Here is a 16066-nt window from a genome sequence, read left to right as displayed (position 1 = left end):
GACGTTTTTCTTTTAAGGAGGTGATCGCTTTGGAAGACCAACTGTCCACATTGTATCGAAAGATTCAGCAAGGAAAGCTCAGCGATCAGCAGGCAGCGGAGCAGCTGCAAAGGCTGTTGTCCGAATCTGGCAAACAGGAGTCAAGCTTGAGTGAGACGCCTCATGAAGAGAAAGAGGACGACACCAGCGAAAAAGCCATTCGTTATGTCAAAAAAATATTGTCCTCCAGCCTTATGCTGCCGGAACGACAGATCGATGCACATGCGCCTCTGGAGAACTATGGCATTGATTCCGTGATGGTGATGAAATTGACGGATCAATTGGAACAGCAATTTGGTCCGCTGTCCAAGACATTGTTCTATGAATACCAAAATATAGCGGAGCTTGCCGGGTATTTCATGAGCCATCACCGGGAACGACTGGAACAGCTCACAGGGTTGCGGGCGAAAAGCAATTCAGACGTACAATTCCGTACTTCAGAGCTTGAGTCCAGCACAATACGGAAGTCTGAAAGCCCGAATTCATTCAATAAGCGGCAGCCGTCTGCTGGCTCGCGGAGGAAAATTCCAGATGCGACCAGCGCAGGCGGAGAATCGATCAGCAAAGAGCATGACCATAGCAAATCGCTGGACATTGCCATCATTGGCATGTCTGGACGATATCCGAAGTCTAGTAATCTGGAGCAGTTCTGGGAGAACCTGAAACACGGGAAGGACTGCATCACCGAAATACCGGAAGATCGCTGGGATTACCGGATTCATACCGAGATGAATGGCAGCAAAGGAAAACATTCTGGAAAATGGGGTGGATTTTTGGATGGAGTGGATCGTTTTGATCCACTCTTTTTTCAGATTTCTCCGAAGGAAGCTGAACGAATTGACCCACAGGAGCGACTGTTTCTTGAATGTGTTTACGAGACGCTTCAGGATGCGGGATATACCCGCGAACAGGCCGCAGGTCCAGATGCACCCCCGGATCAGATGGGGAATGTCGGTGTGTTCGCAGGAGTCATGTATCAGGAGTATCAGCTGTATGGCGCTGAAGCCAGGATTGCGGGTAAAGAGCCATTTGCATTAAACGGTAATCCGGCTTCCATTGCCAATCGTGTCTCGTACTTTTGTAATTTTCATGGGCCCAGCATGGTGATAGATACCATGTGTTCCTCGTCACTCACGGCTATTCATCTGGCCTGCCAGAGTCTGAGTAAAAAAGAATGCCTAACCGCAATCGCCGGAGGTGTCAATGTATCTGTTCACCCCAATAAATATGTGATGTTAACACAGGGGCAATTCCTCTCTTCGAAAGGTCGCTGCGAAAGCTTCGGTGAAGGCGGTGATGGTTATGTCCCCGGAGAAGGTGTAGGGGCTGTAATGCTTAAACCTTTAAACCGTGCCATAGCCGACGGTGATCATATCTATGGCGTCATTAAAGGAACTGCCGTTAACCACGGCGGCAAAACAAACGGTTATACGGTTCCCAATCCTGCCAGACAAGCGGAGGTTATTGAAACAGCTGTCGCGGAGGCAGGAATCGACATTGCGGACATCAGCTATATTGAAGCTCACGGGACAGGCACCTCGCTGGGAGATCCCATCGAAATTACAGGGTTAACCCAGGCATTTAGGAAAGGTAAAGCAGCGGACAACAAATGTGCCATTGGCTCAGCCAAATCGAATATTGGTCATTGCGAAAGTGCAGCAGGCATTGCAGGCCTGACCAAGGTCCTTTTGCAGATGCAGCATCGGCAGCTGGTTCCTTCCATTCATGCGGACCCGCCTAGTCCACACATTCAGTTCGACAAGACGCCTTTTGCAGTGCAGAGGCAATTAAGTGACTGGGACAGAAAAACGATTGATTCAGGAGACTCTATACGGGAAGTCCCACGGATTGCGGGAATTTCCTCATTTGGTGCCGGGGGTTCCAATGCCCATATCATTGTGCAGGAGTATTGTCCCGAGCAGTCAGATATGTTGCTGGCTGAGCAGGATAAACCAGCTAAACAGCAGGTGCTTATCGTTTTGTCAGCCCGGAATGAAGAGCAGCTTCGTGAATTGTGTGAACGTATGCTGACGGCTCTGCGATCGAATCGATATCAAGAGGAACAATTGGCGAACATCGCTTATACGCTGCAAACCGGACGTGAGATGATGAACATGCGCCTTGGCATCGTGACAGATTCGCTACAGGAACTGAGCTCGAAACTGGAATGCTACTGTTCGGGAGATCAGGATATGGACGACATGTATGTGGGATATGCAGGTGATGCACAACAGCCGCTATCCATACTGTCAACCGATGCAGACATGAGCCATACCCTGATGAACTGGATTACCAAACGCAAGTTCGGAAAATTGCTGGAGTTTTGGGTGAAAGGCCTGAATGTGGACTGGAACTTGCTCCATAACGGATTCAGGCACTGCAAGATCAGTCTGCCTACGTATCCATTTGCCAAAGAACGGTATTGGATACCTAGTGAACCTTCTGTGGAGTTCCAGATGAAGGGGAAGTCTTCCCATAACGGATACTACGGTCAAATTCCTTTTATTCATCCACTGCTTCATGAGAATAAGTCCAACTTGTCAGAGCAAAAATACGTGACGGTTCTGACCGGCCAAGAATTTTACCTGAATGATCATCGGATCGGACAAGAGCGGATTCTACCCGGTGCGGCCTACCTTGAAATGGCGCATGCTGCAGTCAGCGATGCTCTAGGCGAGCAGCAAGGAGAGAATGTTGCAGTTTTCTTGAAAAACCATGTTTGGATGCGTCCTCTTGTTGTCAGGGAGACTCCGGTGTCTCTGCATATTCGATTACATGCTTCATTAGAGGAGCAGCCTATTCAATATGAAATGTACAGCGGGATGTCTGCGGATGGACCGGGCGAAAATAGGGTGCACAGCAGCGGTTATGCCAGCATCGTTTCACTGGAACCCGAGCTTGTAGCAGAAATGGCGATTGATCCGGGCGAGATAAAGGCACGCTGTAACACCAAACGATTAACTGCGGATCAATGCTACCGAATTTACGAACAAGGTGGGCTCAACTATGGGCTCGCCCATCGGTTGTTGGTTGAGTTAAACGTGGGAGAAAACGAGGTGTTAGGACAGCTTCGCCTGCCCTCTATTCTCAAACATGAAATGCAATCCTATGTACTGCATCCGGCCATCCTGGACGGGGCTTTGCAATCCGCGATCGGGCTATGGATGGAGGACCAGGAGGGAAAAGAAGGCAAAGAGCTGGAAAACGCAAATTCTACGCTGCCCATTCCCTATGCCATGGATGAAATTCAGGTTCTGGGCCCCTGCACTGAAGAAATGTGGGCTCATGTGCGTTACAGCTCTGATTCTCCTTCATCCGCCTCGGATGCCATGCCTAAGCTGGATATTGATTTGTTCTCCAGTACAGGGGTTCCATGTGTTCTTATTCAGGGACTTAGTTGCAGAGCCTTGAACAACGGTATAGTCCCGGGGGATGAGCCGCATGCGCGGGCAACGGCCATGTTGGTACCTCGTTGGGAAGAAACTGCCGCTGTCCAGAATGAGTGGAACCACCCTTATGACAGGCATATCGTAATGCTGGCTGAACCTTGGGCCGAACTGGCGGAGGAAATAAATGAAAGACTGAAGCGAGAGCAAATACCAACCGAGATCGTAGCGCTTGGATCTGAAAAGGTTGCTGACATTAACAATGTTGGTGCAAGCCCCAAACGTTTTGCGTCTGCTTCTACCCAAGTACTCCACGTACTTCAACAACTGGTGAGCAGTTCATCCACTGCTGAGAATGTGCTTATTCAGCTGTTATACAGACGTGAAGATCATTTTCAGCTGTATAGCGGATTAACAGGATTGCTGCGAACCGCGGCACTGGAAAATCCCCGGATTCATGTTCAGTTCATTGAAGATATGGAAGAGAGATATTCAGAATCGAAGAGCCGGCCTCGAGAACCGCGTAACGCCAAGCGTGCTGCCGAACTCATAAAGGCCAACCGGGAGTCTGAGGATGTATGTATCGGCTACCAAGGCCCACAACGACAAGTGCTTCACTGGAAAGCCCTCCATCTGCCTGCTGAGACGGATGCCATGCCTTGGAAGAATGGCGGGGTGTACCTTATTACAGGAGGGGCAGGTGGCCTGGGCCATATTTTTGCCCGTGAGATTGCCTCTAAGGTTGTCAACGCAACGCTGATTTTGACAGGCAGATCGGACATATCAGCGAATCAGGAGCAAGCGTGGGAACCCCTGAAAACAAATGGTACCACGATCATCTATCGCCAAGGGGATATATCCCGGGAAAAAGATACATCGGAGCTTGTTGCTTATATTCAGCATAGCTTCGGCCGTCTGGATGGAATCATCCATAGCGCAGGTTTAACGGAAGATCAGTACATTTTGAACAAAACAAAAGCCGAAATGGAGAAGGTGCTGGCTCCGAAAGTTGCTGGCACCTTTCATTTGGATGAAGCAACCCGGGCGATGAAGCTGGACTTTTTTATCCTGTTCTCTTCCATGTCGGGTGTATATGGAAATCCGGGCCAATGCGATTACGCTGCGGCCAACGGATATATGGGCAGCTATGCACAGTATCGTCATCAGTTAATGCATGCCGGTAAACGGCAAGGAAGGACCCTGGCCATCCACTGGCCGTTATGGAAAGATGGCGGCCTGCATTTAAGCCCTGCTGAAGAGAAGGGGTTATGGGAAAGTACGGGAATGCGTCCACTGGATCTTGAAGCAGGTATTACGCTGCTGTACAGAGGTTTTCAGTCAACTGAATGTGAAATCATTGGGGTACAAGGAGATATTCCGAAGCTGATTTCCAGCCTGGAGGCACGTTGGAATATGAACCGTGCAACGCGGGATACCCCATTCGTATCAGAAGCAGATGCCATGTCTGTGCTGCAAAAATTGGCTGCGGAACTGCTTGGTGTGGGACCAGATGAGATTAGCCGCGAAGCGGATTGGCTTGAATGCGGGCTGGACCAGCCTCAATTAACGCTCTTGGCCCAAAGGTTGAACGAGCAATGTGGGCTGGATCTGAGTCATGTTTTATTTGTGGAATATCCAACGCTGCAATCGGCTTCGGCATTTCTGAACCAGCGATACCCGAACGCTTTCCCGTCAGCGCCGTTAGCTCCCGAGAGTGAATCATTACCGCGTACAAGTCAAACCAGCCTGCCAACGGATCGTTTGACGAAGCACGCGCAGACCACAGCAGCAGATAATATACTGGCGGAAGCATTGGATACTTTTCTGAAAAAGGCCTTGTCATCGGTACTCAAAGTGCCCGCAGATCAAATTGTAAGCCACGCCCGACTGGAAGAGTATGGTATAGACTCGATCAGCATTACCCAATTGACGGATCAGCTCGAGGGTACTTTCGGGCCGTTGTCCAAAACACTGCTTTTTGAATATCAGACCCTAAAAGAGTTGAGAGGATATCTGATCAAAGCCCACCGCGATACCGCTAATCGCCTGATTTCGGTTCCTGCGCTACCACATGAAGATCGTAAGGAACGTTCGGAGAAGACTAAGACTGACCGATCTGGCCTGCAACACCCTCCATTTCGTGTATTCCAGCGTCCAGCTCAGCGCCCCTCGGTGCCAGCAGATGTTCATGTGCGCTCACTCGCCAAGGATATCGCCATTATTGGCCTGTCTGGCCGTTATCCCGAGGCGGACGATCTCGAACAATTTTGGGAAAACTTGATGCAGGGCAGGGATAGTGTCACTGAAATTCCGTTGGATCGCTGGGATTACAGGCTACATATGCACCATGTGGACCCTAATTCACCGAAGCCTGGCAGCAAATGGGGAGGCTTCCTCCAGGGCGTGGATCGTTTTGATCCCTTGTTTTTCCATATCTCGCCCAGAGAAGCACAGATGATGGATCCGCAGGAGCGGCTGTTCCTGGAAACGGCGTATGAAGCGATTGAGGATGCAGGGTATACACCGGAGGGTTTGGCTTCTGCAACCGGAGATACTTGGGGAAACAGGGTTGGCGTGTACGTTGGAGTCATGTACGAGGAATACCAGCTGTACGCCGCCCAGGCTCAGGCCAAGGGAGATTCCTCCATCGCTTTAAGTGGCAATCCGGCGTCCATCGCCAACCGAATATCATATTATTGCAATTTCAATGGGCCAAGCATGGCTGTTGATACGATGTGTTCCTCTTCCTTGACCGCGATTCATCTGGCCTGTCAGAGTCTTGTATTGAAGGAATGCGAAGTGGCGGTGGCGGGTGGTGTCAACGTATCGATTCATCCAAATAAGTATATTTTACTGAACCAAGGTGGCTTCCTTTCAAGTGAAGGCCGATGCAAAAGCTTTGGTGCACAAGGGGACGGCTATGTTCCTGGCGAGGGTGTCGGAGCAGTTATTCTCAAGCCGCTCAACAAGGCAATCGAAGACGGAGATCATATCTACGGGGTTATTAAAGGCAGTGCACTGAATCACGGCGGAAAAACGAATGGATATACCGTGCCCAATCCGGCAGCGCAGTCATGTGTCATAGGGAGAGCCATTGCTGAGGCGGACATCTCCGCCGACACCATTACCTATGTGGAGGCTCACGGAACAGGCACATCGCTTGGAGATCCGATTGAGGTTGCCGGCCTAAGCAAAGCGTTTGCAGAATCCACGGACCAGCAGCAGTTTTGCGCTCTCGGGTCGGTAAAGTCCAACATCGGCCACGCCGAAAGTGCGGCGGGTATTGCCGGACTGACTAAAATTTTGCTTCAGCTGAAACATGGGCAACTGGTGCCCTCTCTGCATTCAGACCCGGCCAATCCACATATCGACTTTGCGCAGACCCCATTTCGTGTACAGCGGGACGCTGAAGCGTGGAACCCGTTGCAGCGGATGGAAAACGGCAAGCAGGTCCAAATTCCGCGCAGGGCGGGCTTGTCTTCATTTGGTGCGGGTGGTTCCAATGCCCACCTAATTATTGAGGAAGCACATTACCATCCACATGAGGGGGCAACGTTCAACGAAGCAACAAGAGAAGGAGCTGTCATCATTGTGCTCTCGGCACGAAACTCATCCGCTCTCAGGGAACGAGCCAGACGTTTGCTCACTGCTGTGGATGAGAAACATCTCACCGGAGGAGCAGAGGAAGAACCGGAACGTTTGCTGGAGCGCTTGGCATTTACGCTTCAAACCGGAAGACAGGAGATGGAAGAGCGCCTCGGATTCGTAGTGCGATCCGTTCAGGAGTTGAAGGAACGTCTTCAACTTTTCCTGGGAAATGAGAACACGAACGAGACAGTAGACGGAATAGACGGGATGTACCTCGGAAATGTCAAATCCTATCAGGCTGTGCAGGCCGCAATTGCCATGGATGAGCATTTTGGCGAAGTGGTGAACCGTTGGTTAAATGAAGGACTTTACGGCAAAGTGCTGGATTTGTGGGTGAAAGGCATCAAAACGGACTGGAGCGTTCTATACTCCACAGGACAGCCTCGTCGAATTAGTCTGCCTGTCTATCCGTTTGAGCGCGAGCGCTGCTGGTTTGAATTGCCTGAGGAAGCGGCTATCCGTGAACATGTGGATGGTCTCAATTCTGCTGTATCTGCTGGAATTCAGAAAGCAGCACCGGAGCGCCAAATGACTGCTTATCACAAAGACTGGCAACTTGCGGACATTGCACCCATCTCCGATGAAAGCGATCCTGTTGGAATGGTTCTGATTCTTGCCAATCGGGATTCAGCAGCCCTTGCTGCGAGATTGACAGAACATTTTAAACATACGGTGGTTTTGAATGAAGAACAGTTGGATGATCCGGGACGCCATTGGCTCGAAGATGAGGAACGATTGAAGCATGGACTGACAGGTTTGATTGATCTGACAGCATGCATGAGGCAGACCACTGTTGATGATACCTCCGAAGAACAGATCCGGCCGGGATGGTTGCAGCTTGTGCAGGACGTCATTGAAGTCCATGGTCATGAGGGGATGCTACTGTTATTGGTGACTTGTGGCTTGGAGTCGTTCCGCAATTCGAAAGTGAATCTGGCCCACGCCTCTCGTGCGGGTCTGTTCCGCATGCTGCAATCCGAATACCGAAACATCCAATCCAGACATCTGGATGTTGATCCATCGGCATCGGAAGAGGCAAAGATTCAATGCATTACAACAGAGTTCCGGCAAACAGATCGGGAACCGGAGATATGCTACCGTGATGGTAAACGCTGGCGTTCCTATATGCGTGAACTTCCTTATGGGGCGGGTATGAACATAGATGTTACGCAATCTTCAATCGATCTTGAACGACCTTTCCTGGAAGCAAATCAAGTGTTGTGGATTACCGGGGGTACCCGCGGCCTTGGAATGGCATGTGCCCGCCATTTTGTGAAGCATCACAACGTGAAGCGGCTGTTGTTGACTGGACGGGAACCCATTCCACAGCGGGAGGACTGGGAGGTCTATGTAAGCCATGACACTGCGACGGGCGCCAAAATCAGATCCTTGTTGGAACTCGAACAACTGGGGGCCGAGGTGCTTGTTACAGATATCCCTCTTACAAACGAGAACGCCATTCAGGCAGAACTGGCCAGAGTTAAGCGCTCAATGGGTCCTATTGGAGGGGTTATTCATTGTGCTGGCACCGTGGATACTGCCAATCCGGCTTTTATTCGCAAGCAGGCGGATGCCATGCAGCGGGTGCTTGATCCAAAAACAAGCGGGGTGCATACGTTGTTTCATGCGTTCAGGCATGAGCCACTGCGCTTCTTTGTGCTGTTTTCCTCCGTGTCCTCAGCGATGCCTTCACTGGGAGCAGGGCAGAGCGATTATGTGATGGCTAACGCGTATATGGACTATTTTGCCGAAGCCGCATCCCGGGAAAGTGCCATTTCTCCATTCCCGGTCATCAGCATCCAGTGGCCAAGCTGGCAGGAATCCGGTTTTGGTGCGGTCACTAGCGAAGCATATCGCCAAAGCCGTCTTCTCAGCATCACCGATGCGGAAGGAATGTTATGGCTGGATCGGATTATTCGGCAAAACAGGGGACCTGTTATTCTGCCGGCTGTAGTTGCATCGCAGACTGTACACAAGGGAGAGCAACAAGCGGAGCATCGGGCAGAGGCATCGTTAAGTGAAGCACAGCAGGTATCCATTCCGTTAATTCCACGCCCGGTGGAGCGGATGACCCCAAGCTTCATGGAAGAGCTGCAGAACAGGACACTGAGGTGGCTTAAGGCTTTGATGGCAAAAGAACTGAGATTGGATGAATCCCGGCTGGATGAAGATACCCCTTTTCAGCACTACGGAATGGATTCGATCCTGCTTGTCCAGGTTCTGACGGTCATGGACCGAGAGCTTCAGCATGTTGCAACAGACCCTTCGCTGCTGCTTGAACACCCAACACTGCGCCAATTAGCAAAACATCTGGTTCAAATCTATCCTGAATCTTTGACTGACCTGTTGATGGAACCCAACTCTAAGTTGGCGGAAAATTTGACTGGAAAACCTTCCGATGTTCGTTCAATGACTTCCAATTCTGTGCAACATGCTGAACCAGATATGGAGGGTCGCACCGGACTGAATGAACTGAATGATCCTGTGGATGAAGCATATGAAAAACCAGCGGAGCTGGAACAAACCAAGAAGCGGGATAAAATTGCAATTGTTGGCGTCGCCTGTCATTTTCCTGATGCCGAGAATCCGGTGCAATTCTGGTCCAATCTGCAAAAGGGTAAAGATAGCATGACCGAGATCTCGGCGGAACGCTTGAGGTTGACAGGCAGTAGCACCAATGGGACTTCCGCTTCAAGCAAGCGCATTGGGGCGTTCATTCGGGACATTGAGCAGTTTGATCCTGCATTTTTCCGAATGACAGATACGCTGGCAGAACAGCTCGATCCGCTCCAGCGCCAACTGCTGGAAGTGAGCGTGGAGGCCGCCGCAGACGCAGGATACAGCCGGGAACGTTTATGGAATTCGCAGACCGGCGTATTTGTTGGCTCTAGAGCGAGCAACTTTTCGTCCAAGCTGGGCGGCAGCACCAAAGATACAATCGTTGGCATCGGCCAAAACTTTATCGCTGCACATCTGTCCCATTTTTATAATCTGAAAGGCCCCAACATGGTGGTGGATACCGCTTGTTCCAGTTCACTTACCGCAGTTCATCTTGCTGTACGAAGTCTGCTGGATGGGGAATGCGATCTCGCTTTTGCGGGCGGTGTGGACATTCTGCTTGATGATGCGCCCTACGAGATGCTTGGAGCTGCCAGCGTATTATCTCCTGATTCTCGTTGCAAAACGTTCAGTGCGGACGCAAACGGCATCGGGCTTGGTGAAGGCTGCGGCGTTGTATTACTTAAACCGCTGTCATCAGCTATCGCTGATCAGGACGCCATCTATGGGGTCATCGATGGCACCTCCATCAATAACGATGGTCAAACGATGGGCATTACCACACCTAACCCGGAAGCCCAGCAGGAATTGCTGGAAAAAGCGATCTTAAATGCAGGCATTCATCCTTCCACCATCAGCTATATCGAGACACATGGAACAGGGACACTAATCGGTGATCCCATCGAACTTAAGGCTTTGACAGGTGTTTTTGCAAAATATACAAATCAGCGCCAGTTTTGCGGCGTAGGCAGTGTCAAAAGTAATATCGGGCATCTGCTGAGCGCATCGGGCATTGCCAGCCTGATCAAGGTGTTGCTCTCGCTTGCTCACCGCGAGCTTCCGCCGACGATTCACTGCGACCAGCCCAATCCGCGATTCCAGTTCGGGGAATCTCCTTTTTATATCTTACAGCAGCACCAGCCGTGGGGAAGTGGTCCAAGCGACATACTGCGGGCAGGCATTAGTGCATTCGGACTTGGAGGCAACAACGCACACGTTATTGTCAGTAATGAAGGTATTCCTGCCGAACGCATGGTGAGCCTGCCGCTTCGTTTCCCTGATTCACCTTTTCAACGCAAGTATTGCTGGCCACCCGTCAAAACAACGGAATCGGTGGAGGCATCGTCCAATGTTTCAGCTGGATCGTCGATGCAACAGCTACCGGAACATTCGGAGCAATCGAGCTTTTTTGATTTCATCAAGCTATGAGAAGGGAGTGACGCGGATCATGACATTGCCTGCAACCGAATCATTTTTACAGCGATTGCGCCACAGCGACTATTTCGTGAGAGATCATCGTGTTCACGGCGTCTGCACCCTTCCAGGTGTGGTGCTGCTGGATATGGTGTACCGACTGAGCGGCAGCCATCTGCGTACAACCTCCATTGAACTTCGGGATATCGTGTTTATACAGCCGATTGTCACTTCGACCGATTTTGATGTGGATATCATGCTGACGTTGTCCATGAAGATGGATGAGGGTCAGGTCACCATCCATAGCCGCAAAGTACCTAAAGACGGTGAGCCGCCTTCATCTGATGTGCTGAATATGGAATGCAAGCTGTATTTGCTCAACGGGAAGGGAGCTGTACAACCTGTACAAGCTTTAAAGCCTACACACCTGTTACCTTCCAAAGACACAGACGGGCTTCAGACGTGGGATATGGATCAGATCTATCAGCTCGCCCGACAGGCGGATATACAGCATTTTTCCTTTATGAAAAACCACGGAGATGTCTACAGACAAGACCAAATGGAGTGGATGGATATCCGGCTGAGCAACCTGGCCGAGCAGTATCTGGACAAGTTCCACGCTCATGTGGCCCTGTTGGACGGGGCGACCTTTGCCGGGTCGTCCTTCCGCCTGGGGAGTGTCGGCAGTCTGGATGCAGAAGTTCCGCCATACATTCCGTTCATGATTGAACGATTTGTTATATACGACCGTTTTCCAGCTGAGATTCGCACGTTTACTGAACAAACACCAAGCGATCTTTCCGGTGGGGATATCATCTCCCGCAGCATTGTTGTTACGGATCGGGAGGGCAGATTGCTCGCGGAATTTGTACATTTGAAGGCAAAAAGAGTTCGCCATGCCGCATCCATTACCGGACTGACAAACCCGATGACAACTGGACGCAACGACAAACCAACTTCTGAATTGGTAATATCCGGTATCTCTGAATGGTCAAAGACAACTATGATGTCTGCGGGCTCCCAAGACCAGATCCGATCCACGATTTCGGCGTATGTGAAAGCTGAAATCGCACGCATGCTGCACATTTTACCTGAGGCAGTGGATGAGCGGGCAGGCTTCTATGAGCAGGGACTAGATTCCATGCATCTGCTTGAGCTGGTGAAACGGCTGGAAAACCGGGTGAACATGGAACTTTATCCAACGCTGCTGTTTGAGCACTCTTCCGTGCAGGCGTTGACCGAATACTTGCATACCCATTGTTACGACGCCTGGAATGAGGCAGCAGCGGTGTCGGAACGTGTGAACTTGAATACGCTCCCGTCCCAAAGCAGTCATTCGACTGATGAAAAACCTGCAACGCATTCGGAAATACCAGCAACAGCCAGAGAAATCGAGGAAAATGGAGAACCTGTGTGTTATGAGCCTAAATGGATTGAAACACAGGATATCCATGAGGCTGAATCTGCCCGACACACGATAGCAGATGGAAAAATGCCACAGTCCGATCTCACCCCGTACCGGATCGTTGTTCTCTATGGCAACTATCCGGCTCTTGCTGCCAAGATGGAGCTTCAGTCTGACGTATACGAGATTCATCAATTGCCTGATCATTTGTCCATGGACGCTGATCTGTACCGCCAGAAGGTAACCGCGTTATACGGAATGATCCAGGCAAAAGCAATTCACCCAAATGCGGGCAGACGAATCGTTCTTCAAGTGCTGTCGGATTCCCGTGACACGGGAGGATACATTCACGGATTTGAAGGGCTGGTAAAGACGGCTGCGATGGAGCTTCCAGCCTTTGGAGCTCAATTAATCAGAATGGATCTGCATGAAAGCTCCATGGATGAGACGTTGATTCGTCAGCTTCGACTCGAAGCCGAAAACATCTCATCAGGGTCCGCTGTCTGCATATGGTACAAAGGAGACTCCCTTCAGCGGCATGTTCGCAAGCTGGTGGAGATACCTGTTCCGGGGCCCGCATTGGAAAAACACTATAAGCCTGACGGAATCTATCTTATTACCGGCGGCATGGGTGGGCTGGGGTATGCGCTGGCCGTTCATCTATCCCGTCAATGCAGATGCAAGCTGGTTCTTGTCGGGCGTTCTCCGCTGAGTGAGAACATTCAGCGCAAACTGAATCCGCTGCACATCAACGGTGCAGAAGCCATGTATATTCAGGCCGATACAACCGTTCTAGCCGAGATGAAGCAGGCTGTCCTGCAGATTCGGGATCAGTATGGCGGAATCACGGGGGTATTTCACTGTGCAGGAACTGCCAAAGACCAGTTGATGCTGCAAAAGCCTTTGTCCGATCTGGAGCAGGTGTTAAAGCCCAAAATGGATGGACTCTGGAATCTGGAGCAGGCCTTAAATGATCTTAGGCCAGAGTTCACGGTTGCGTTTTCCTCCCTGTCAGCCATTGTAGGCAACAAAGGGCAGGCTGATTACGCTGTGGCCAACAGCTGTATGGACAGACTTTTGTTGAATCATCAAGAGAGAGGTGGAACAAAAGGGGCAATTCCGCGCCAGTTTACAATTAACTGGCCGTTATGGGCAGATGGCGGCATGAAAGTGAATGATCATATTCGCAGCAGCATGTATACGTCCTCAGGTTCAATGCCGCTGCCATTGGCTCAGGGGATGTCGCTTATTGACCGGATTATTGCACAGGATGTTTCGCAGGTTGTACTTGTATACGGGAATAAATCCCGCATTCAGTCCGCTATGGGAGACGACATGGCCATTCATTTGCCGCCGCCATCTGATCCGGAAGATATTGCTGTCATTGGCATGGCGGGAAGGTATCCCTCGGCAAACAACATGGACGAATTGGCCCGGATATTGAAGGAGGGACGAGATTGTATCACGCCCATGCCGGATGACCGCTGGGCGGGACTGCATCTTCCGTATTCCGCTTCTGAATATTACCCGGCTGGCGGATTTCTGGACGTGATCGATGACTTTGACCCGGCCTTCTTCCAAATCTCGCCGCTTCAAGCCGAAAGGATGGACCCACAGGCACGTTTGTTTTTGCAAGCGGCCTGGACAGCCTGTGAGGATGCAGGCTTTGCTATTGAACGTGACAAGCATCATGATGCATCAGCAGATAAGAGGAATGTCGGTGTATTTGCTGGCGTGTTCTGGAACCACTATGAACTGCTTGGCGCAGCCATGACGCAGCAAGGCACTCCTACGGCCATGGGCAGCAACGCTTCAGCCATCGCCAATCTGGTTTCTTACCATCTGAATTTCCATGGTCCATCCATCGCTGTAGACAGTATGTGTTCATCCTCCCTGACAGCGATACATTTGGCCTGCGAGAGCATTCGACATGGACAGAGCCATTATGCCATAGCAGGGGGTGTGAATCTGGTCACCCATCCCCATAAGTATGTATTTCTGAAACAGGCCAAGTTTCTGTCATCGGACGGAAAATGTCGCAGCTTTGGCAAGGATGGGGACGGCTATGTGCCAAGTGAAGGGGTAGGCGCTGTCCTGCTCACAACGGTAGCTGAAGCCCGCAAGCAAGGTTATCCGGTCTATGGCGTCATTAAGGGCTCGGCTCTGAACCATGCTGGCAAAACATCCGGAACGACGGTGCCAGATCCAGTGGCCCAATCGGAAGTCATTGCAGATGCACTCGCGGCAGCAAACGTTGAGCCAGGAACCATCGGATATATTGAAGCCCACGGAACCGGAACGTCACTGGGTGACCCCATTGAAATTCAGGGGCTGGAGCGAGCCTTTCGAAACAGCCGCAATCCGGGCCAAAACTGTGCTGTCGGTTCCCTAAAGTCCAACATTGGACATTTAGAGGCAGCGGCAGGCGTCGCCGGGCTAAGCAAGCTTATCCTGCAAATCAAGCACAGGGAGCTGTTTCCTTCGCTGCATGCTGAGGAGCTGAACCCGCTGATTCCGTTTGAGAACACCTGCTTCCACGTGCAGCAGACAACCGAGCGCTGGGAGCGCCGTCATGGAAAACAGAATGGGCGCTATGCAGAGTGGCCTGTTCGTGCCGGGTTGAGCTCTTTTGGCGCAAGCGGGAGCAATGCACATCTGATCGTGGAGGAATATATTCCAACTGCCGTCTCATGGGCAGATCGTTCTGCATTAGATGCGGATTCCGGTGAAGCGGAAGTTTCAGAGGATGGTGAAGTGGTTCTTCCAATCTCAGCCAGAACACAGGAAAGATTGATGGAATACGCTCGCCAGGTTCGTATTTATTTGGAGAACGGTGGTCTGTCTGAGCGCCTAATAGACATTGCCTACACGTTTCAGCTTGGAAGAACGGACATGAAATACAGGGTTGCTTGGACGGGCAGCAGCCACAGTGAACTGGTGGAACAGATCGATCAGTTCCTGAAAAGCCAGTCATCATTACAACAACATTCCAGTGAAAAATTAGATGAAATGACTATGACTTTACTGGAAGATCATCCTTCGCTGGAGAGGCTTCATCAATGGGCTGCCTTGTGGGAGCAGGGACAGGGGATAGACTGGACGGCCTTGTATGGTGATCTTCAGAAGAAGCCAACTATTGTTCGTGTACCAACGTATCCTTTTGCCAGAAATCGTTACTGGATTCAGGCTGAAGATCAATCAGTTGGAGAGACAACGAGGGAAAAGGGATCGCAATTGCACCGTGCGGAAAAATCCCCTTCTGAAGTTGAAGACGCGGACATTGTTCAGCATATGAATGAAAAATCCAACCCTGTTACGGGATCTGCAATGACGCCTTCATTTCAGGAAAATCAGGGGAAAGAACAGGTTCTAGCTTTATTATCCCAAACGGTGTCTTCCCTGTTAAAAGTCAGTATCTTCGATTTGGACAGTGATACGGAATGGGCAGAATACGGTTTTGATTCCATTCTGTTCACAGAGCTCGCGGATCGGTTGAACCGCGACCATGGATTGGGTTTGACACCCGCCATCTTTTTTGAGCATGGCACTATTCGCGAGTTGGCGGTCCATTTGCTGCAAAATCATCCCACTAAGTGGAAACAGCCTTCTGCCAGCA

1 protein-coding gene and 1 pseudogene are annotated in these 16066 nt (G+C 50.8%); both read left to right on the top strand.

Annotated elements, in window-relative coordinates; all coding sequences use genetic code 11:
- The first annotated feature begins 29 nt into the window (after positions 1-29).
- On the top strand, positions 30-11060 hold the full coding sequence (locus J2Z28_RS18865; protein WP_211083666.1) for an SDR family NAD(P)-dependent oxidoreductase: 11031 nt from the start codon (positions 30-32) through the stop codon (positions 11058-11060).
- Positions 10981-16008: pseudogene (locus J2Z28_RS18860) on the top strand (SDR family NAD(P)-dependent oxidoreductase); the annotation flags it as partial. The gene J2Z28_RS18865 and the pseudogene J2Z28_RS18860, both read left to right, overlap by 80 nt.
- Positions 16009-16066 lie beyond the last annotated feature (58 nt).

Origin of the sequence: Paenibacillus xylanexedens, assembly GCF_017874615.1 — a bacterium.
GTDB lineage: Bacteria > Bacillota > Bacilli > Paenibacillales > Paenibacillaceae > Paenibacillus > Paenibacillus xylanexedens.
This window is presented reverse-complemented; position numbering and strand designations above follow the sequence as displayed.